General features: G+C 62.3%; 22 protein-coding genes. 8 read left to right on the top strand and 14 right to left on the bottom strand.

Going from position 1 to position 19,642, the window contains the following annotated elements; all coding sequences use genetic code 11:
• The first annotated feature begins 58 nt into the window (after nucleotides 1–58).
• Nucleotides 59–2,347 carry a PAS domain-containing hybrid sensor histidine kinase/response regulator gene (locus ACEN9G_RS14750; RefSeq protein WP_413337091.1) on the top strand — a complete coding sequence of 763 codons (2,289 nt, stop codon included), beginning with the start codon at nucleotides 59–61 and terminating at the stop codon, nucleotides 2,345–2,347.
• A 32-nt stretch (nucleotides 2,348–2,379) separates the two neighbouring features.
• Entirely contained in the window at nucleotides 2,380–3,201 is an 822-nt protein-coding gene (locus ACEN9G_RS14745) for a response regulator (RefSeq protein ID WP_413337092.1), read from the top strand.
• 30 nt (nucleotides 3,202–3,231) lie between these two features.
• Here the strand turns inward: ACEN9G_RS14745 and ACEN9G_RS14740 are convergent, their stop codons facing one another.
• The 3 genes from ACEN9G_RS14740 to ACEN9G_RS14730 form a co-directional block, all read right to left on the bottom strand.
• The gene (locus tag ACEN9G_RS14740) at nucleotides 3,232–4,383 is read right to left on the bottom strand and encodes an ATP-binding protein (RefSeq protein ID WP_413337093.1); all 1,152 of its coding nucleotides are present in this window, start codon (nucleotides 4,381–4,383) and stop codon (nucleotides 3,232–3,234) included.
• A complete protein-coding gene (locus tag ACEN9G_RS14735) occupies nucleotides 4,380–4,766 on the bottom strand; it encodes a response regulator (protein ID WP_413337094.1) in 387 nt (128 codons plus the stop codon). Before ACEN9G_RS14735 ends, ACEN9G_RS14740 begins: the two co-directional genes overlap by 4 nt.
• A 271-nt stretch (nucleotides 4,767–5,037) precedes the next feature.
• Entirely contained in the window at nucleotides 5,038–6,192 is a 1,155-nt protein-coding gene (locus tag ACEN9G_RS14730) for an AI-2E family transporter (protein ID WP_483126727.1), read from the bottom strand.
• On the opposite strand from ACEN9G_RS14730, the gene ACEN9G_RS14725 reads away from it, so the two are divergent.
• Nucleotides 6,191–6,448: a hypothetical protein gene (locus ACEN9G_RS14725; RefSeq protein WP_483126726.1), complete on the top strand. Its 258-nt coding sequence runs from the start codon at nucleotides 6,191–6,193 to the stop codon at nucleotides 6,446–6,448. The two genes, ACEN9G_RS14730 and ACEN9G_RS14725, sit on opposite strands and share 2 nt — an antisense overlap.
• 162 nt (nucleotides 6,449–6,610) lie before the next feature.
• On the opposite strand, the gene ACEN9G_RS14720 is transcribed toward ACEN9G_RS14725, so the two are convergent.
• The 3 genes from ACEN9G_RS14720 to ACEN9G_RS14710 form a co-directional block, all read right to left on the bottom strand.
• Nucleotides 6,611–7,099 carry a hypothetical protein gene (locus ACEN9G_RS14720; protein WP_413337097.1) on the bottom strand — a complete coding sequence of 163 codons (489 nt, stop codon included), beginning with the start codon at nucleotides 7,097–7,099 and terminating at the stop codon, nucleotides 6,611–6,613.
• A gap of 49 nt (nucleotides 7,100–7,148) precedes the next feature.
• The gene (locus ACEN9G_RS14715) at nucleotides 7,149–7,298 is read right to left on the bottom strand and encodes a lmo0937 family membrane protein (protein WP_413337098.1); all 150 of its coding nucleotides are present in this window, start codon (nucleotides 7,296–7,298) and stop codon (nucleotides 7,149–7,151) included.
• A gap of 107 nt (nucleotides 7,299–7,405) precedes the next feature.
• On the bottom strand, nucleotides 7,406–8,029 hold the full coding sequence (locus ACEN9G_RS14710) for an outer membrane lipoprotein (protein WP_413337099.1): 624 nt from the start codon (nucleotides 8,027–8,029) through the stop codon (nucleotides 7,406–7,408).
• A gap of 268 nt (nucleotides 8,030–8,297) precedes the next feature.
• Between ACEN9G_RS14710 and ACEN9G_RS14705 the strand changes: the two genes are divergently transcribed.
• Nucleotides 8,298–8,528: a helix-turn-helix domain-containing protein gene (locus tag ACEN9G_RS14705; RefSeq protein ID WP_413337100.1), complete on the top strand. Its 231-nt coding sequence runs from the start codon at nucleotides 8,298–8,300 to the stop codon at nucleotides 8,526–8,528.
• Nucleotides 8,529–8,570: 42 nt separating this feature from the next.
• Here ACEN9G_RS14705 and ACEN9G_RS14700 read toward each other — a convergent pair whose 3' ends face one another.
• Nucleotides 8,571–9,050 carry a hypothetical protein gene (locus ACEN9G_RS14700; protein WP_483126725.1) on the bottom strand — a complete coding sequence of 160 codons (480 nt, stop codon included), beginning with the start codon at nucleotides 9,048–9,050 and terminating at the stop codon, nucleotides 8,571–8,573.
• Between the two features lie 166 nt (nucleotides 9,051–9,216).
• Here ACEN9G_RS14700 and ACEN9G_RS14695 point away from each other — a divergent pair, with 166 nt between their 5' ends.
• Nucleotides 9,217–10,134, top strand: coding sequence for a CE1 family esterase (locus tag ACEN9G_RS14695; protein WP_413341461.1), 918 nt, complete (start codon nucleotides 9,217–9,219; stop codon nucleotides 10,132–10,134).
• An 8-nt stretch (nucleotides 10,135–10,142) separates the two neighbouring features.
• Here the strand turns inward: ACEN9G_RS14695 and ACEN9G_RS14690 are convergent, their stop codons facing one another.
• The 5 genes from ACEN9G_RS14690 to pyrC all read right to left on the bottom strand — a co-directional run bounded on the left by ACEN9G_RS14690 (nucleotide 10,143) and on the right by pyrC (nucleotide 13,881).
• Nucleotides 10,143–10,490 carry a hypothetical protein gene (locus ACEN9G_RS14690; RefSeq protein WP_413341459.1) on the bottom strand — a complete coding sequence of 116 codons (348 nt, stop codon included), beginning with the start codon at nucleotides 10,488–10,490 and terminating at the stop codon, nucleotides 10,143–10,145.
• A 141-nt stretch (nucleotides 10,491–10,631) separates the two neighbouring features.
• On the bottom strand, nucleotides 10,632–11,006 hold the full coding sequence (locus ACEN9G_RS14685; protein ID WP_413341457.1) for a 50S ribosome-binding protein YggL: 375 nt from the start codon (nucleotides 11,004–11,006) through the stop codon (nucleotides 10,632–10,634).
• Nucleotides 11,003–12,022, bottom strand: coding sequence for a Gfo/Idh/MocA family protein (locus ACEN9G_RS14680; RefSeq protein WP_413341455.1), 1,020 nt, complete (start codon nucleotides 12,020–12,022; stop codon nucleotides 11,003–11,005). The genes ACEN9G_RS14685 and ACEN9G_RS14680 overlap by 4 nt, the downstream gene beginning before the upstream one ends.
• Nucleotides 12,012–12,827, bottom strand: coding sequence for a DUF3025 domain-containing protein (locus ACEN9G_RS14675; RefSeq protein ID WP_413341453.1), 816 nt, complete (start codon nucleotides 12,825–12,827; stop codon nucleotides 12,012–12,014). Before ACEN9G_RS14675 ends, ACEN9G_RS14680 begins: the two co-directional genes overlap by 11 nt.
• A gap of 4 nt (nucleotides 12,828–12,831) precedes the next feature.
• Nucleotides 12,832–13,881 (bottom strand): dihydroorotase, encoded by a 1,050-nt coding sequence (gene pyrC / locus ACEN9G_RS14670; protein WP_413341451.1) that lies wholly within the window; start codon nucleotides 13,879–13,881, stop codon nucleotides 12,832–12,834.
• A 124-nt stretch (nucleotides 13,882–14,005) separates the two neighbouring features.
• Here pyrC and ACEN9G_RS14665 point away from each other — a divergent pair, with 124 nt between their 5' ends.
• Entirely contained in the window at nucleotides 14,006–14,743 is a 738-nt protein-coding gene (locus ACEN9G_RS14665) for a sulfite exporter TauE/SafE family protein (RefSeq protein WP_413341449.1), read from the top strand.
• Between the two features lie 105 nt (nucleotides 14,744–14,848).
• On the opposite strand, the gene ACEN9G_RS14660 is transcribed toward ACEN9G_RS14665, so the two are convergent.
• The gene (locus tag ACEN9G_RS14660) at nucleotides 14,849–15,574 is read right to left on the bottom strand and encodes an amino acid ABC transporter ATP-binding protein (RefSeq protein WP_413341447.1); all 726 of its coding nucleotides are present in this window, start codon (nucleotides 15,572–15,574) and stop codon (nucleotides 14,849–14,851) included.
• Between the two features lie 184 nt (nucleotides 15,575–15,758).
• On the opposite strand from ACEN9G_RS14660, the gene ACEN9G_RS14655 reads away from it, so the two are divergent.
• Both ACEN9G_RS14655 and ACEN9G_RS14650 read left to right on the top strand, forming a co-directional pair.
• On the top strand, nucleotides 15,759–17,030 hold the full coding sequence (locus ACEN9G_RS14655) for a dicarboxylate/amino acid:cation symporter (protein WP_413341445.1): 1,272 nt from the start codon (nucleotides 15,759–15,761) through the stop codon (nucleotides 17,028–17,030).
• 74 nt (nucleotides 17,031–17,104) lie between these two features.
• The gene (locus ACEN9G_RS14650) at nucleotides 17,105–18,181 is read left to right on the top strand and encodes a type II asparaginase (RefSeq protein ID WP_160410844.1); all 1,077 of its coding nucleotides are present in this window, start codon (nucleotides 17,105–17,107) and stop codon (nucleotides 18,179–18,181) included.
• A gap of 65 nt (nucleotides 18,182–18,246) precedes the next feature.
• Here the strand turns inward: ACEN9G_RS14650 and ACEN9G_RS14645 are convergent.
• Nucleotides 18,247–19,616, bottom strand: a protein-coding gene (locus ACEN9G_RS14645; protein ID WP_483126724.1) for an IS3 family transposase whose coding sequence is annotated in 2 segments (ribosomal slippage) — nucleotides 18,247–19,125 and nucleotides 19,128–19,616 — 1,368 coding nt in all. Because the reading frame shifts where the segments join, the coding sequence is not laid out codon by codon here.
• Nucleotides 19,617–19,642 lie beyond the last annotated feature (26 nt).

Raw genomic sequence — 19,642 nt, 5'->3', positions numbered from 1 at the left:
CATTGTCATCACCCCGGCGCCGGGGCTTGGGCGCATTGTCGGGACATCGAATCTACTTATGCAAAACATCAAACCTCTTCCTGTCGAGCGCCTGGTCGTGATCGGCTTTGCGGCGACGTTCGCAGTGCTGCTGCTGGTGGGCGCCCTCGCGCTCACGCAGGGCGCTACCGGCGAGGCAAGGGCGTTGCACATCGAATCGAGTATCGGATTGCTGCTGTGTTTTTTGGGCGGCTTGTTCGCACTGGCGAAGCGGCAGGCGCGCGTGCAGGCGGCCCGGGACGCCGGAAATATCGTCGCCCCTCTGTTGAAGACAAGCGCGTTGCAGGATGCCATTTTCAATAGCGCGAACTTTTCGAGTATCGCCACCGACGCCGACGGCGTGATCCAGATCTTCAATGTGGGCGCGCAGCGCATGCTCGGCTACGCCGCGACGGACGTGATCAACAAGCTGACGCCTGCCAATATCTCGGATGCGCATGAACTGATCGAACGCGCCGCATCCCTGAGCAAAGAATTCAATGTCGCAATCCGGCCTGGCTTCGATGCGCTGGTCTACAAGGCGATGCGAGGCATCGAGGACATCCATGAACTGACCTACATCCGCGCCGACGGAACGCGCTGTCCGGCGCTGGTGTCCGTTACGGCCTTGCATGGCGCCGATAACAAGCTGATCGGTTTCCTGCTCATCGGCACCGATAATACGGCCCGCAAGGAGGTCGAGGCTGAACAGGCCCGGCTTGACCAGCGCTTGCGCGACCAGCATTTCTATACCCGCTCGCTGATCGAATCGAACATCGATCCACTGATCACGACGGACCCGCGCGGCATGATCAGCGACGTCAACCATGAGATGGAAATGCTGACAGGCCGCACCAGGGACGAACTGATCGGCGCGCCATTCAAGAGCTGCTTTACCGAGCCGGAGCGTGCGGAGGAAGCAATTGCCCGCGTGCTGAACGAAGGCAAGGTCAGGAACTACGAACTGACCGCATTGGCGCGCGACGGCCAGCAGACGGTGGTGTCCTTCAACGCGACCACGTTTCACGATCGTGACCGCACATTGCAGGGCGTGTTTGCTGCAGCCCGCGATGTCACCGAGCGCAAGCATTTCGAGCACGCCCTGCAGGAAACCAACGTCGAGTTGCAAGCGGCACGCGAAGCCGCCGAGAAAGCCAACCGTGCGAAGTCCGAGTTCTTGTCGAGCATGAGCCATGAATTGCGCACGCCGCTCAATGCGGTGCTCGGCTTTGCCCAACTGATGGCGTCGGAAATGCCGCCGCCCGGCCCGCGCCAGCAGCGTTCCATCGACCAGATCCTCAAGGGCGGCTGGTACTTGCTACGCCTGATCAATGAGATTCTTGACCTGTCGATGATCGAAGCAGGCAAGGTGACGATGTCGCAGGAATCGATGTCGATCAATGAGGTGCTGCAGGATTGCAAGGGCATGATCGAGCCGCAAGCCGCCAAGCGTGGCATCGCGATGACTTTCCCGGATCTCGACAACGTGTTCTACGTGCACGCCGATCGCACCCGGATCAAGCAGGTCATGATCAACCTGCTGTCGAATGCGATCAAATACAACGGCATCGGCGGCAGCGTGACTGTCCAGTGCGCCAAGAGCGACAACGACCGCGTTCGGATCAGTGTCAAGGATACCGGCGCCGGGTTGTCCGCGGAACAGCTTGGGCAATTGTTCCAGCCCTTCAATCGCCTCGGCCAGCACGACGGCGTCGAGGAAGGTACCGGCATCGGGCTGGTGGTGACCAAACAGCTGGTCGAACTGATGGGCGGCGCCATGGGCGTGGACAGCGTGGTCGGGCTGGGGACGGTATTTTGGGTCGAATTCACGGCGTCCGCCGCGCCCACGCTGGCGCTCGAGAATATCGATGATGTGACGCTGGAGCGCAGGCAGACACCGGCCCGGTTGCCGGACGATCAGCCGACCCTGCTGTACGTCGAGGACAATCCCGCCAATCTTGCGTTGGTCGAGCAATTGATCGCGCGCCGCGGCGACTTGAAACTGCTGACCGCGATCGATGGTCACCTCGGCATCGAACTGGCGCGTGCCTACCAGCCGGATGTGATCCTGATGGACATCAATCTGCCAGGCATCAGCGGCTACGGCGCACTCAAGCGCCTGCACGAAGACCCGGCCACGGCGCACATCCCGGTACTGGCGCTATCGGCGAATGCCGTTCCGCGCGATATCGAAAAAGGCTTGCAGGCCGGGTTCTTCCGCTATCTGACCAAGCCGATCCGCGTCCACGAATTCATGGCTGCGCTCGACGTCGCCTTGCTGCACGCTGCCAGCACCAACCCATTCCAGCAGGCTGAACATGGCCAATAACACGATGTTAATGCCTATCTCGAGGAGTTCCGATGCTTGAAGCTGCTGAAATTCTGAACGCCGCCATCCTGGTCGTCGACGACGAGGAAGCGAACGTTGAGCTGATCGAGGAAATGTTGCGCAACCAGGGCTATACCAACGTCACCACGACCCAGCGGCCGCGTGAAGTCTATGGCCTGCATGAACGACACCGCTACGACCTGATTCTGCTCGACCTGCACATGCCCGACATGGACGGTTTCGAGGTCATCGAGGAACTGCGCAAGATCGAGCGCGCCAGCTACTTGCCGGTATTGGTCATCACGGCGCAGCCCGCGCACAAATTGCGCGCCCTGAAAGCCGGTGCAAAAGATTTCGTCAGCAAGCCCTTCGATTTCCTCGAACTGCAGACGCGCATTCACAATATGCTCGAGGTGCGGCTCCTCCATCGCAAGCTCGACGACTATAACCGGGTACTGGAACGAACCGTGCTCGAACGGACCGCGGAGTTGCGCCGCAGTGAAGCGCGTTTCCAGCGTTTTACGGAGCTCTCGTCGGACTGGTATTGGGAGCAGGATGCCACCGGCAGGCTGACCCAATATTCCGGTCCGGTCGAAGAAATGCTGGGTATCGGCAGCGGCGCCTCGCTCGAAGAACTCGCGGCCGCGGGCTGGAACATGGAGGAAAGGGCGGCACTCGAGACCAAAATCGCGAACCGGCAGCCGTTCCTCGACTTTGTCTATAGCCGGACCTTGCCCGACTCCCGTATCCAGTATCTTCAGGTCAGCGGTGAGCCGATCTTCGATGACGCCAGCGGATTTGTCGGCTATCGCGGGATCGGGTTGGACGTCAGCGAACGCATGCGGCGGGCTTGATGGCCCCACGTTGCCCTGGACTGTGGATGATCAGTCATCCTTCCTGCGGTGCGGCGTCACGCGCGGAATGTGCAACGAAAAGGCCACGCCGTCCTCCTCGCTGGAAGTGACGGAAATCGCGCCACCGTGTGCATCCACAATTTGCTTCACCACATAAAGACCGAGTCCCAGGTTTTGCGTGCCCGCGCCTACTCGCTCGCTCGCCGGACGTATGGCAAAACGTTTCACCGGATCGAAGAGTGTTCTTAGCTTCGCCGGCGGAATGATGTCGCCTTCGTTCTTGACCTGGTACATCACCTCGTCCGGGAAGCCGCAGATCGAGACCTTGATCGCTCCTTCGGGCTTGCCGTGCTGAATGGCATTCGAAATCAGGTTGGCAAACACCTGGGCCATCCGGTCTCCGTCCCACACCCCGGTCAACTCACCCTCGCACATCAATTCGATCCTGCGGTCGGGATGGAAAGTATTCGCCTCTTCCACGACACCGTGGCATATTTCCAGAAGATCGACGGTACTGGGATCGACCGGTATGCCGTCACCCAGGTGCGACGTCGAAAAATCAAGCAGATCCCGGATGATCGCGTCCATCCGTTTTGAACTATTGAAAATACGCAGGCCTACCTTGAGAACCTTGGATGGGAGCGTTTGATCCTGCAGCAATACCTGGGCGCCCATGCTGATCGCACCAAGTGGGCTTCGCACATCGTGGCCGAGAATTGCCAGGAACAGGTTTTGGGCCTCGCGCAACATTTTTGCATAACGCGCCATCGATTCCATCTGGGCCTGGTCGATGGCCTCGTTGAAGCGGACCATGTCCTGTATGTCGTTAGCGGTCGTTATCTCGACCTGGCGCGCCCATAGACGCAGCACACTCGAGCGCAGGGCGCGGTACTCGGCCATGACCTGCTCGCCCGTGAAACCGATCGAAACCCGGTCGGCGCCATGAATCTCGGCCGCCGTGTCAAGAGCCGCCTGCGGCCCCAGGCCTTTGGATTTGGCGATGCTCTCGCTTTCGCACTGCGGTGTTTTCAAATCGAGGGCAATAACCTGCAGAACTTCGCTCGCGTGATCTCGCAATTCTTTTTTGTTGGCGTCCACGAGCGGTTCGATCGTCGATGCGAAATCTTCCCACTCCTGTAAGATGGGCTCGAGGTGAGCCAAAATGAAGTCGGATAATCTCATGAGTTTCCTTTTTCGCTGGAAACCGCACTGGTACAGTTCGCCAATAGTTTACGCACTTCGCCCATCAGATCTTCCGCCAGAAATGGCTTTCGCAAGAATCCATCGTAACTCGTTCCGGGAGCGACCTTGCCCCGCAGCGAACCGCTCATCAATAAAACTGGGAATTGGTGACCGGCCGGCCTCGTCCTGACTTCCTCGCTCAACTGCAATCCGGTCATATGCGGCATGCTGCAGTCGGAAATCAACAATTCAGGTTGCTGTTCCTGAATCTTTGCCAATGCTTCCAAACCATTCGATACCACCGCCGCCTCATAGCCGTGCGATTCAAGCATCATCGAACAAGTCTCGGCAAAATCAACATCGTCATCTGCAATTAAAATCATTATTATCTCCCTAATACCTAAATTTTGTTACCGAACGGCATGCAAAAGTCGGCAAAGGGCGAAAGGATATCCCGATTGACAGTATGCACTGTTTTGATCACCCCGTCCGATTATTCGGCTTATTTTGGAAAATCTCCAAAGCATTATCAATCTTGAACAATGATTTGATGTTTTTCGGCCAGGCGGAATAAAATGGCAAACTGAATTCCATAGTCATTATGAAATTCATTTTCGGTAACGCGGAAACGGAATTGGAAGTTTTATCCCGGTTTTATCGGGCGCCGTAATCCGGACTCTTATCGTCGGCTTCCGCGGCCTCGGCATTCTCCTTTACCTTGCGCTCTTCCGATATTTCCAGCGCAACGCCGGCCGAAGCCTCGGCTGTCATGCCTTCGGTCCGACGCAGGTATTCGGCCTCGCCGATGACATCGTTCCGATCCGTCGTCACATCGTCCGGTTGCGCGGTTTCGCCCGGTAGTTCGAGCTTCAATTCCTCTGCAAGCATCAACAGCGTTGCCGCGACCGGCAGCGCCGGCAGGGCGCCGCCGATGCCGTACAGCGTGCCGCCGGTGATCAGCGCAAACAGCACGATCGACGATGGCAGGCGTAGTGCGCGGCCGTAAATGATCGGGATGATGACGCGACTTTCGAATTCTTCGTAACACAGCAGTAGAACGAACACGACGGTCGCGGCGGCGCTGCCGCTGGCAAGCGCTGCCAGCACGGCCGGAATCATGGTCAGGAAAATGCCTACGAACGGCAGCACGTCGGCAATGCCGCCGAATGCGGCGATCGCGATGGCATTCTGGACGCCGCATGCGCTCAACAGGATAAACAGGAAAATCGCCATCATCGCGCAAGTGACGACCTGGCCACGCACATAGCCGCCGACGATGGTTTCCAGGTTGAGCATGATGCGCGACAGCTTCATGTGATGCGCACGCGGGACAACGGCAAACAGGGCACCGCGCAGCCGGGCGCGGTCGATCATGATATACAGCGCAAGGAAAAAGGAACCCGCGCCATAGGCGACGATACTCAACAAGCTCTTGGAAAACGCCACGGCTTCGGTGCTGTACGACTTGAACAAGGCGCCGTACTGCAAGTGGCGCAATGTGCCGGCCAGGGAGGTCGTGAGCGGATACGAGGCAAGGAAGCTGACGGCGCGTTTGCGCAATTCCGGTTCCTGTTCCACGAGGCTCGTCACCTGCATCAGGAACGCGGGCACGGTAAAAACGGCCAGCGCCAATGCCAGCAGCAGCAGCGATGCGAACACGAGCGTGATGGCGCTCAAGCGACCGACCCGGCGCCGCTCCAGCCATTCGACTGCCGGGCCGAGCGTGCCGACCAGCATCAACGCCGCGATCAGCACCATGATCACCGGCACCAGCTGGGTGAGCAGCGCCACGCCCATCCCGATGAGCATGATCGTAATGATCGTCGACGGCGCGATGCCGATCCGTAGCGTACGTGTGTATGTGCCTGGACGTTTGAACGCGGCGGTTGCCGCATTCGCGCCAGGTTTGCCAGGGACCTGGCTGCTCGGGATGGGCATGATGGGTGGACTGTTCGTTGTTTTGATTCGAGCGCACTGCGTGTACGCAGCGGTTCCGGATGTTTTTACGAATGCCGGCATGGCGCTCAAACCGCTCGACGATTTATGCATTCATGCGCCAGTGTAGTACCACGCGCACCGTTCATTATGCGCGGGGCCGGCAGGAAGGCGCGTTTTGTGCCGTACGCAATTACATCAAAATATTGCGCATCGCGTCCGATGCGGAAATGCGCATATTGCCGGCGCAAAAAAGCAGATTATCCTGGCTTCATGCGCCCGATCCAGCCGTTTATTTCACGGCCGCCGCGCGGATATCGGCATTGCCCTTATCCTTGACTGCCAGCGTATGGCTTGCTGCAATTGTTTTCCTGGACATCGCATCGGCTTCGGCTTTTTGCATGTCGGCATTTGCATTAACGGTCGTCTTGATCATTTTTTCGTCGGCAGCGGCAATCGTTTTGTCTGCTTTGGCAGCCGCGCCCACTTCGTTACCGGGCGCTGCCTGTGCCGCTTGCACCTCGGCCTTGGCCCGGGCCTTGTCGGCCTTTGCCTGCGCCTTGGCTTTCTTGGCAGCCGACCTCGTCGCTACCTTCGCCATTTTGGCGTCGGCCTTGGCATCGACCTTCGCTTCCGCGGCGTTGGCCTTGACGTCGGCCTTTTCGGCTTTTACCTGCGCCTTGATAGTGGCCGGCGTCGGGGAGGATTCGGCCGCAGGCGTTGCCGCCATTGCGGAAATGGCGAACAGACTAGAAATCATGGCAGCGATAAATTTATTCATTGAAAACCTTAAGGTGAAATGTCGAGAAAAAGATTGGAGCGGTCGGCGATCAAAGGACTTTACGTCCGCTGATAACTCGCAGCAGGACGACGACGATGGCGATGACGAGCAGAATGTGGATCAGTCCACCGGCGGTGACCGCAGTGACCATTCCGAGAAGCCAAAGAATAATGAGTACGACAGCGAGGGTATAGAGCACAGTTACTTTCTAATTGTAGGGTGAGGCGATTATTGACTGGCCGGCTTTGTCTTGCCGGTACAGATGCCGTGTCTTGCAGGACCGCTGCGCGGCGCTGGTTACATCGCTTAACTGGTCAGCCGCACGACACCATCGACGATCCTGACGTGGTCGCCGTCATGCCACTGCGGCTCGGCGGCCTGCGAGACGGCGCGGGTCGATCCATCGTTCATGCGCACGACCGTTTCGTAGCTGCGGGTCGCCTCGACCCGCTTTTCTATTTGATTGCCGGCGATCGCACCGCCGATGGCGCCGGCCACGGTCATCGCTTGCCGGCCATGGCCGCTGCCGACCTGATTTCCCAGCAGGCCGCCGACGATTGCGCCGCCAGCCGCGCCGATTCCGCTGCCGTCGGCGCGGGTGATCAGCTCACGTGTCGATTCGACGACGCCGCAGTTGCCGCATGCGACGGCCGGATGATGGACGGGTTGGACGCGTGACCTTTCGTAGGCGGCCGCCGTAGGGACCGCGTGATGCGGTGCCCGCACGGAAGCGTAGGCCGGCGCTTGCACCGGCATCGCGGACCCGATCGATGGCGGCAGGGCCGGATCCTGCGTACGGCCCATCGAACTCGGGATCCATCCCATGAGGGCGGCGGTGCCGGTCAGGCAAAAAATCACGGCGGCGGTGCCGGCGACGATCACCATTGGATGGGCACGGGTTTGGGGGGTAGCGGCGGTGGGCATGTTCATGTTGTTCTCTTATGTTTGTTGCGGTGACACCGTTATCCGCCCATCGGGAGCCGCGCTCGGTCGGTTACCGCACATAGCGAAAAATAAATTTCTTAAGAGACAGTGCACTGTATGTAAAAGGCAGCGCCGCGCAACAGGGTCGCTTCATCAGCGGAGATTGAAAGGCCACCGCACCGCGGCGATGCCGGTGAATGCGCAAGCCGTGCGCGCCCTTCCATGGAAGCGGGCTGCCAGACGGGTGAAGAGCCGCTCACGGCAGAATTGGGAGTTGGTACTGTCACGCCTGCTGGACGACGCGCTGGGCGAAGCGCCGGCACGCTTCGTCGAGACGCCGCGCCTGGACCACGCGCGTGCGCTGCTGCGGACGTCGATGGCGCTGAAGTCGGTGGCTGCCCAGACGGGTTACGCGACGGCGGACCCGTTGTCGAAGGTGTTCGCGCGGCGGTTCGGACTCGGTCCGGGCCTGTTCCGCACGATGCACACGGAGCAGGCGACATAAAAAAGCCCGCATCGCGCGGGCTTCGTGAGGCGGCGTGCGGGCTTACTGGGTGACAGGTGCGGCAGGTGCCGGCGCGGCTTCCGGTGCCGGGGTAGCTGGCGTGGCAGGAGCAGCCGGGGTCGCCGGGGCAGCCGAGGCGTCCGACGTGCCCGAGGTACCCGAGCTGCCCATGGCGGCCGGAGCGGCCGGGGTAGCCGGGGTGGCGGGAGTCGCTGCATCAGCCGGCGCCGGTGCCGTCGTGGCGGCCGTGTCTTCTTTCACGGCATGCTTGGTCTTGGCTTTCGCATGCTTGGCGCTTGCCTTCGCTTCCTTGGCGTGCGTCTTGGCCGTCTTCGCATCGGCTTTTGCTTCCTTCACGTCGGCTTGCGCTGCCTTGGCTTCGGCCGGGGCTGCCTTCGTCTCGGTCTTCGTTGCCTTCACGTTGGCGTTGTCGACCAGCACTGCTTGCTTAGGAGCAGGTGCCTGGGCGAAAGCTGCGGTAGCGAACAGGCCGGCGATCAGGGTAGCAATGGTTTTTTTCATGATGAAGGGTCCTCGTGGTTGTCAGTCAATGTGCACATCGTTCTGTGTGACTTATGCCATCAACGAACCCTGCCTTCCGTGTGTTGACGAACTTTACAAACGGTTACGTGGTTGACAGATACTTACAAGCAATGCAACGATTCTGATCGTTATGCAAGGAGTCCATATGCCCAGCCTCGTTCCCCTGCCGGCCACGCTTGCCCGTCCCGAAGGACCGCGCCGCTACCTCGTCGCGGCGCCGGACGGCTCGTCACCCGGCGGCCGGGCGCTGATCATCGTGCTGCACGGCGCCGGCGCGTCGGCGGAGCAGGTGCTGGGGCTGGCGTTTCCGCCGTCCCCGCTGTCCGTGTGGCTCGACATCGCGGCGCGCGAGCAGCTCGTCGTGATCGCGCCGGACGCCGGCAAGGGCGGCTGGAGCGATTGCTTCGCGTCGGAAACACGTGTGGCCAAAAAGGATGACGTCGCCTTCATCGACGCGCTGATCGACCATGCGATCGCCCGCCACGGCGCCGACCCGGCGCGCGTCTACCTGATCGGCGTGTCGCGCGGCGGCTGGATGGCGTATGCCGCGGCTACGCGGCTCCCGCATCGCCTGGCGGCATTCTCGGTCGTGCTGGCGGGCATGCCGCCGCCCGGCCGCACGCAGGCGCCCACGACGCCGCTGCCGGCGCTGATCTTCGGCTGCACGGCCGACCCGCTGATCCACTATCACGGCGGCAAGCCCTGGTATGCGCTCGGCTTCGCCGAACCGGTGCGCGGGATCGAGGACTCCGCGCACGCCTGGCGCGAACTGGCGGGCTTGCCGGACACGCCGGACGTCGTGCGCCTCCCAGCCAGCGACGCACGAACGAGTGTCACCCGCTTCATGTGGGGCCAAGCGGCGGAGGGGCTGCAGGTCGGCCTGTACCGCATCGATGGCGCCGGCCATGCGGAACCCAGCCGCCTGAAACGCTACCCCCGCTTCATCAACTGGCTGACCGGCCTGCAGAACGCGGACCTGGAAGTCGCGGAAGCCGCATGGGATTTTTTTCGCGCGAAGCGGAAGCAAAAAAGCCCGCATCGCGCGGGCTTTGTAACTGCGTAACGAACCGCTTATTTGGCGGCGGCGACGGTCGTTGCCTTGTGCTCAGCCTTCAGTTCGGCCTTGTGCTCGGCCTTGTGCTCGGCCTTGACGTGCTTGGCGTCTGCCTTCGCTTCCTTGACGTCGGCCTTGGCGTCTGCCTTGGCTTCCTTGGCGTCTGCCTTGGCTTCCTTCTTGGCTTCCTTGACGTCGGCTTTCGCGGCGGCTTTCGTTTCCTTCACTTCAGCCTTGGCGGCCTGCTTCTCCTGCTTGGCTTCGACCTTGGCCGCGGCCGGCGTGGTAGCGGCAGGCGCGGGCGCCTGGGCGAAGGCAGCGGTTGCGAACAGGCCGGCGATCAGGGTAGCAATGGTCTTTTTCATGATGAAGGGTCCTCGGAGTTTTTGGGGTTCGGTGCAGGTCGTTTTGCGCTGCACTTGTCCCTAAAACGGCGCGGCTTGCCCGTCTGTTGACGGGCTTTACAATCCGTTACCGCGCTGACAGATCCTTACAACTCGACCGTATTAAAAGCCGTAACCGTGCCACGCATCCTTGAAGTCCTTCGCGCGCGCGTCGACGACTTCCGGCCGCGCACGCAGCCACGCGATCACGGCTTCGCGGTCTTGTTCCGATGGCGAGCCGCGCTCGATGCGGGCAATGACGCCTTCCGTCTCGCTGAACGGCTCGCGGCCGCCGAAGCCGCCGCCCAGCAGGCCGCGTTCTTCCAGCGCGCCGAAGAAGTCGTTGATGAAGTCGTGATACGGCTCGCCGCGCATCGGGTTGTGGAAGACGAGTTCGACGTCGAAGCAGTGTTCCTGGAATTCGCCGACGCGCAGCTTCTTGCGCTGGCGCGGCTTCAGGCGCCGCATGCGGCTGGTCGAACGAGGGTCGCGTTTCATGCATTCTCCTTGGGTGGTGTGCCGCTCATCTGTGTCGAATCGGCGTCATAGGTCAGGCCGATCTGGCGCCGGATCTCGTCCATCACGCCCATCAGCGCCAGCGTGTCAGCATGTGTCATGCCGGGACTCTCAATCAGGCCCGCGCGCCAGCAGCGCTGCGCCTCGATCACTTCGTGCACGTAGCCGTTGCCGATGTACGGCGTGGGCACGGTGCGCGCGATGCCGTCGGCGCGCACCACCGTCACCGTCTGCGTGCGGTAGAACATCGTGTTCATGCGGACGTGGCCACGTTCGCCGGCAATCGTCAGCTCGCTCGGCAGGCGCGCACGCAGCGAGCAGCTGCACACGGACATGCCGCCGCCGCTATGGCGCAGCAGGATGCCCGTCGGCTCGTCGACACCGGTCGGGCCGATGTCGGCATGGGCCAGCACGGTGTCCACGGGCCCCAGCAGCGCCACGGCGATCGACAGCGGATAGATGCCCAGGTCGAGCAGCGCGCCGCCGCCCAGCACCGGGTTGAACAAACGGTGCTCCGGGCCGAATTCGGCCTTGAAGCCGAGGTCCGCGTTCACCTGGCGCACGGTGCCGATCTCGCCCGAGTCGACGATGCGGCGCACCTCGGCCAGCGCGGGCAGGAAGCGCGTCCACATCGCCTCCATCAGGAACAGGTTTTTCTCGCGCGCGAGTTGCACGAGTTCCTCGGCCTGCCGGCGATTCACCGTGAACGCCTTTTCGCACAGGACGCCCTTGCCGGCTTCCAGTGCCAAACGCACGTTCTCGTAATGCATGGGGTGCGGCGTGCCGACGTAGACGAGGTCCACGTCGGGCGCATGCACGAGGTCTTCGTACGATGCGTACGCCGTGCCGCCGAACTCGCGGCTGAACCAATCGGCGCTGGCCAGGTTGCGCGAGCCGACGCCGGCGAGCCGCGCGTCTGGCGTGTCTTTCAATGCGGAGGCAAAGGCCTTGGCAATCTTGCCCGTGCCAAGGATGCCCCAACGTACCTTATCGGTCATGGTGTCCTCCTTCGGTGGTGCTGGCCGGCCTTTTGGGCCGGAACACGGTGTGGTCGAGATAAAAGGCTTCGTCCTGGTCCGGCCACCAGCCCGGCACGCCCAGCACGGGCAGCGGGGTGAAGCCGGCCGTGGACAGGCCCTCGGCCGCTATCGCCTTGGACACCGCGCCATCGATCCAGTCGCGGCGTCCCTCGCGGTCGAGCGAAAAAAAATCGTCGCGGGCGAACACCACGCGCACATGGGCCGTGATCGCCTTGCGCGGCGCGACGAGCTTTTCCATCAGCGCGTGGCCGAACAGCCACAGTTCGGCATCGCGTCCGAACAGGTCGCGCTTGTCGAACAGGGCCGAGCGCCATCGATGCGCACGCAGGTCGGCGACGAGCGCGTGGCCGGCAGCATCGTCGCGCACGACGAGCAGCGCGGCATTCTCATCAAAAATGGTAGCGGCGTCGCGCGCCGGTCCGCGCGATTTGCCGACGCCCGCCTGCGCGATCTGCGCGGCCTGCAGCGCGTTCAGTTCCCGCTTGATGCGCGGAAAGGTCTGCCACACGAGGCCGTTGAAAAAATCGTGCAGGTTCGCGCGCGTGGGCACGCACCCCGTGGCGCCGATGTAGGCTTCGTACGCCACGCCCTCCGGCAGGTCGGCCTGGGGCACGAAGCGGATCGGCTGGCCGTCCACGTTGACGAGGCCGAGCCGCGCCGCGTTCGCGTTGAAACCATCGATGAACGGCCCGGCGGACAGACTGTCGAAGGCGGGACGCACCGTGTCGTACCACGGCCGCGCCCAGTCGATCTCGGGGAACATCCCGTTACAGCATCTTCCAGCCGATCTGTTCGCCCGCGTTCAGCGGGACGAGTTCCTGCTCGCCCATCGGCACCGTCGCCGGCAGGCTCCACGCCTCGCGCTTCAGGGTGATCGTGCCCTCGTTCAGCGGCAGGCCGTAGAAGGCCGGGCCGTTCAGGCTCGCGAACGCTTCCAGTTTATCCAGCGCGCCGGCCTGTTCGAAGGCGGTGGCGTACAGCTCCATCGCGTGCAGCGCCGTGTAGCAGCCGGCGCAGCCGCAGCTGGCTTCCTTCGTGTGGATCGCGTGCGGCGCGGAGTCGGTGCCGAGGAAGAAGCGCTCGTCGCCGCTCGTGGCGGCCGTCACCAGCGCCAGGCGGTGTTCTTCGCGCTTCAGCACGGGCAGGCAGTAGTAATGCGGGCGGATGCCGCCCTTGAAGATCTCGTTGCGGTTGTACAGCAGGTGGTGCGCGGTGATCGTCGCGGCGATCGGGCCTTCGGCCTCGGCCACGTACTCGGCCGCGTCCTTCGTCGTGATGTGCTCGAACACGATCGGCAGTTCCGGGAAGTCGCGGCGCAGCGGACGCATCACGCGCTCGATGAACACGGCTTCGCGGTCGAACAGGTCGATGTGCTGGTCCGTGACTTCGCCGTGCGTCAGCAGCGGCATGTCCAGTTCCTGCATCACTTCCAGCGTTTTATAGCACTTGCGCAGGTCGGTCACGCCGGCGGCGGAATTCGTCGTGGCGCCGGCCGGGTACAGTTTCACGCCGTGGATGAAGCCGGTGTCGCGCGCGCGGCGGATCTCGTCCGGTTCCGTGTTGTCAGTCAGATACAACGTCATCAGCGGCTCGAAGCTCATGCCTTGCGGCAGCGCGGCCAGGATGCGCGCGCGGTATTCGGCAGCCAGCGCGGCCGTCGTGACGGGCGGCTTCAGGTTCGGCATGACGATGGCGCGGGCGAACTGGCGCGCGCTGTGCGGCAGCACGCTGGCCATGGCCGCGCCGTCGCGCAGGTGCAGGTGCCAGTCGTCGGGGCGGGTGATGGTGATGGTGTCGGGGGATTCGATGATGGACATGGCGGCTCTCGGATTGCGAACCCCGACATTTTACTAGGAGGTCAAGTTGCCGGCACGCGTTGTTTGCTACGCACGATACATTGCAATACAGAACGAAATCACCCGTTAGGGCTAGAATCGCGGCATGACGTTCGATCTGCTCACGCTCGCCCAGCTGGCGCTCATCATCGTGTTCGGTTACACGGTGCTGGGGCTGACCGGGTTCGGCTCGTCCGTGACGGCGATGCCGCTGCTCGTGCTGTTCATGCCGCTGCGCATGGCGGTGCCGCTGATGCTCATCTTCGACTTTGTCTCGAACGTGCTGCTGGGCGTGAAGAACCGCCGCCACATCGACAAGCGCGAAGCGCTGCGCCTCATCCCGTTCATGGCGGTCGGGATGGCCGTCGGCGTGCTCGCGCTCGTGCGCGCGCCCGAGCGCACCTTGCTGGTCGTGCTCGGCCTGTTCATCCTGGGCTATTCGGCCTGGAGCCTGTTCGCACGCCGCAAGCTGCCGCCGTTTGCGCCCGCGTGGGCAGTGCCGTTCGGCGTCGTGGGCGGCATCTTCACGGCGCTGTTCGGCACCGGCGGACCGTTCTACACGATCTTCCTCACGAGCCGCCTGGACGACAAGCTGGCCTTGCGCGCCACCCTCAGCGGCGTGCTGTTCTTCAGCGCCATCTCGCGCCTCGTGCTGTTTACAGGCGCGGGCCTGTACAACCAGCCGGCGCTGCCGCTGCTGGCCATCGCGCTGCTGCCGTTCGCGCTCGGCGGGCTGTATGTCGGCAACCGGTTGCACCAGTGGCTGCCGGCGGAGCGGATCAAGCAGGCGGTGTGGGTGGTGCTGATCGTGGGTGGGGTGAGTCTCGTACTACGTAACCTCTGAGTCGTCATCCCCGGGCTAGGCGCCCCCCTTGGCGGGGATCCAAGTTCGTAGCGCTGCCGGGCTGCATGCAAAATTGGGTCCCCGCCTTCGCGGGGACGACGGTGGTTAATGGATGATCCGGGCCAGGAACTCCCGCGCCCGTGCCGACTGCGGCGCCTCGAAAAACGCCTCCCCGGCGCTGTCCTCGACGATCCGCCCCTCGTCCATGAACACGACACGGTCCGCCACGCGGCGCGCAAATCCCATCTCGTGCGTCACGACCATCATCGTCATGCCCTCCTGCGCCAGGCCAGTCATCACGTCCAGCACTTCGCCCACCATTTCCGGATCGAGCGCGGAAGTGGGCTCGTCGAACAGCATCGCGACGGGGTCCATCGCGAGCGCCCGCGCGATCGCCACGCGCTGTTGCTGGCCGCCCGAGAGCTGGGCCGGGAACTTGTCCTGGTGCGCCAGCAGGCCCACGCGGTCCAGGTATGTCAAACCGTTGGCCGTCGCCTCGTCGCGCGACCGATTGAGTACCTTGACCTGCGCGAGCGTCAGGTTGTCGCGGACGGACAGGTGCGGGAACAGCTCGAAATTCTGGAACACCATGCCGATGCGCGCGCGCAGCGCCGGCAGGCGCGTGGCCGGGTCGCCGACAGACGTGCCGTCGACCCTGATCGTCCCCTGCTGGAAGGGTTCGAGGCCGTTGACGGTCTTGATGAGCGTCGACTTGCCGGAACCGGACGGCCCGCACACGACCACCACATCGCCGCGCGCGACGCGTGTCGTGCAGTCGCGCAGAACCTGGACAGGGCCGTACCACTTGCTGACGTTGTCGATTTCTATCATTTGTTTTCGTCGGATTTGGGTTTGCTTGACAGTACCATCAACGCCTAGGATACTGCCGGGACTTGTCAATATCGCAGCACCAGGCACCCGGCAACTCCCTGATCTTGCACGAGATTGTGCCACGGCAGCGGAACAGGACGGACGATCTCCCCTGCTCCGCCATCCGCCACCCTAGAGGAAGCTTATGAACAAAAGAAACCGCCTCACCACCTGGATCCTCGTGGGCCTGGCGCTCGGCATCGCCGCCGGCTACATCGCGCACACGAATCTCGCCGATCCCAAAGGCTTCTCCGACACGATGTCGCTGGTCACCACGCTGTTCCTCCGCCTGATCAAGATGATCATCGCTCCGCTCGTGTTCTCCACGCTGGTGGTGGGCATCGCCAAGATGGGCGACGCCGCGGAAGTCGGCCGCATCGGCATCAAGGCGCTGGGCTGGTTCATCATCGCTTCCCTCCTGTCGCTCACGCTGGGTCTCATCCTCGTGAACCTGTTCCGCCCGGGCGACGCGATGGCGTTGTCCGGCACCCTGCCGGCGGCCGGCGCCTCGTCGGGCATCACCGCTTCCGGCCTCACGCTGAAGGACTTCATCACCCACCTCGTGCCGACGTCGATCTTCGACGGCATGGCCAGGAACGAGATCCTGCAGATCGTGATCTTCTCGATCTTCTTCGGCACCGGCGCCGCCGCCATCGGCGATCGCGCCGCGCCGATGATCGCCGCCATCGACGGCGCCGCGCACGTGATGCTGAAAGTGACGGGCTATGTGATGAACTTCGCGCCGTTCGCCGTGTTCGCGGCCGTCGCCGGCGTCGTCGCCACGAGCGGTGTCGGCGTGCTCGGCACCTACGGCAAGTTCATGGGCGAGTTCTACCTCGGCATCGCGCTGCTGTGGTGCATCCTGATCGCGATCGGCATGCTGTTCGTCGGCCCGCGCCTGTTCAAGCTCCTCGGCCTGCTGCGCGAGCCGACCATCCTCGCGTTCACCTGCGCGTCGTCGGAAGCGGCGTATCCGAAGACGCTGGAAGGCCTGGAGCGCTTCGGCGTCAAGAACCGCCTGGCCGCGTTCGTGCTGCCGATCGGTTACTCGTTCAACCTGGACGGCTCGATGATGTACTGCACCTTCGCCTCCGTCTTCATCGCCCAGGCCTACGGCATCGAGCTGGCGCTGTCCACGCAGATGACCATGATGCTCGTGCTGATGCTGACGTCGAAAGGCATGGCCGGCGTGCCGCGCGCGTCGCTCGTCGTCATCGCCGCCACGCTGAACCAGTTTCATATTCCCGAAGCCGGCCTGCTGCTGCTGCTCGGTATCGACCACTTCCTCGACATGGGCCGCTCGGCCACGAACGTGATCGGCAACGGCATCGCCACCGCGGTCGTCGCGAAGTGGGAGGGGGATCTCACCGATCCCGCGCTCGCCGACAAGGACATCGCCACAGCGCCGTTGCGCTGACCGGCACCCCGAACCAGGCTCCTCCCAAGGAGCCTTTTTTTTGCCTTCCAAAAATTGTTAAAAAAGGAGATCTGATGTTCTTAAAAATTGTACGCACGTGGTTCGCACTGTGCCTCATGACGCTGCTGGCCGCATCCGCCCAAGCCCAGACGGCGGCCCGCCTGCCCAACGTGGTGATCCTCGCTACCGGCGGCACCATCGCCGGCACCGGCGCCACCAGCACGACCACGGTCGGCTACACGGCCGCCAAGGTCGGCGTCGATGACCTGATCAAGGCCGTCCCGGAACTGAAGCAGGTCGCCAACGTGACCGGCGAACAGGTGTTCCAGATCGCCAGCGAAAACATGAGCAACGAGCACTGGCTCACGCTGGCGAAGCGCGTCAACACGCTGCTGGCCAAGCCGGACGTGGACGGCATCGTCATCACGCACGGCACCGACACGATCGAGGAAACCGCCTACTTCCTCGACCTCGTCGTGAAGAGCAGGAAGCCGGTCGTGGTGGTGGGCGCGATGCGTCCGTCGACCGCGATCTCGGCCGACGGCCCGATCAACCTGTACAACGCCGTGCTGACGGCCGGCAGCCCGGACGCCGTCGGCAAGGGCGTGCTCGTCGTGCTGAACGACCAGATCAACGCCGCGCGCGACGTCAGCAAGACCAACACGACGACCACCGACACGTTCAAGGCGACGGAACTGGGCCTGCTGGGCTACGTGGTGGGCAACAAGGCGCACTTCTACCGCGCCTCGACGCGCAAGCACACGGTCGACACGGAATTCGACGTGAGCAACCTGTCGGCGCTGCCGCAGGTCGACATTGCCTACACCTACGCGAACGTGGGCCCGACCGCCGTCAACGCGCTGGTCGCCGCCGGCGCCAAGGGCCTGATCCACGCGGGTGTCGGTGACGGCAGCCTGCCGAACAAGGTGCGCCCGGCGCTGTCGGCCGCACGCGAAAAAGGCGTGATCATCGTGCGCGCGAGCCGCGTGGGCCAGGGCATCGTGGCGCGCAATGGCGAAGCGAATGACGACCAGCTGGACTTCGTCGTGGCCGATACCTTGAATCCGCAGAAGGCGCGCATCCTGCTGATGCTGGCGCTCACGAAGACCAACAGCACCAAGGAGATTCAGCGGATGTTCTATACGTACTGATCGACGTCCCAACGACAAAACGGCCGCATCGTGAACTGACCCCGTAAAGTTGGACGGTTAGTTTGCTAGGCAGCCAAGGCCTGAGTTCTGTATTGCACAGGACTCAGGCCTTTTAGTTTGAGTTTGATACGGTCGTGATTGTAATAATGGATGTACTCAACCAGGCCATCCCGTAACGCATCGACGCTGTCGAATTTGTTCAGGTAGAAGAACTCTGACTTGAGCACCCCGAAGAAGCTTTCCATGGCCGCGTTGTCATGGCAGTTGCCTTTGCGCGACATGCTCTGCACGAGTTCCCGCTCCCGAAGCTGATGCTGGTAAGCCGGCATCCGATACTGCCATCCTTGGTCGCTGTGAAGCAGTGGCTTCTCATGAGGCTGCAGCTTGGCCAAGGCTTTCTTGAGCATTGAGCTCACCATGTCGAAGACGGGACGCTTGTTCATTTCGAAGGAAATGATTTCGCCGTTGTACAGGTCCAGCACGGGCGAGAGGTACAGCTTCTCGCCGACGACGTTGAACTCGGTCACGTCCGTCACCCACTTCCGATTGGCGGCATCAGCCTTGAATTGGCGTTGCAGTTCATTGGGCGCAGCTTGCCCCACTTCGCCCTTGAACGAGCGGTACTTCTTCGGTCGCACGAGCGATTTCAGCCCCAGTAATCCCATCAAACGCTGGACGAGCTTATGGTTGACTGGACTGCCTGACTGGCGAATCGCGGCGGTAACGCGTCGGTAGCCATAACGTCCCTTGTGGCGTTCGAAGACAGCTTTGATTGTCTCTTTCAGCTTCCCGTACTTGTCCTCCTGTCGCAGCAAACCCTGCTGATAATAGAAGGTGCTGCGCGGGAGCTGCGCCAGCTTGAGCAAACTGGCGATCGGGAACTGCTGCCTTAGTTCTTGCACTACTTGCGCTTTTTGCGCGGCGCTTGCTTTGGCCGGGCTTGAACTAAGGCCTGCAACTTTTTTACGTAAGCTAGCTCCATACGCAGTTGATTTACCTCGGCCAGCAAATCCTCGCGGCTGCGCTTGTCGTCATCCGGAGCCTGATCCGGCTTACTTGTGTCTGACGCCGTCATCGGCCTGGGTCTTCCTCTACGGCGTGGTTTCAACGCCTCGATGCCGCCCTCCTGGTACGCACGCTCCCACATGCTAACCATCGCATAACTGCGAATATCGAATCTGGCGGCAGTTTGATTAATCGAGAGCCGATTGTCCCACATGTGCTGCAACACAGACAGCTTGTACTCAGCGCTGTATCCGCTGGACTTCTTGCGCAAACCTGCCCCGCCGTGGAGCTGGTAGGCCGCGACCCACCGCTGCAAAATGACATGGCTACTTAACCCGTGCCGTCTTCCGATCGCACGGTAGCCTTCAGATGTGTCCGCTAGATAGTCCTGGACAACGGCGAGTTTGAACTGCTCGCTGTACTTGGCCATGAAAAAACCCCAAAAGTTGGTGTCCA

Source organism: Massilia sp. Masssp94, from assembly GCF_059491305.1.
The sequence above is the reverse complement of the archived record's forward strand: the minus strand, read 5'-3'. Positions and strand labels throughout refer to the sequence as shown.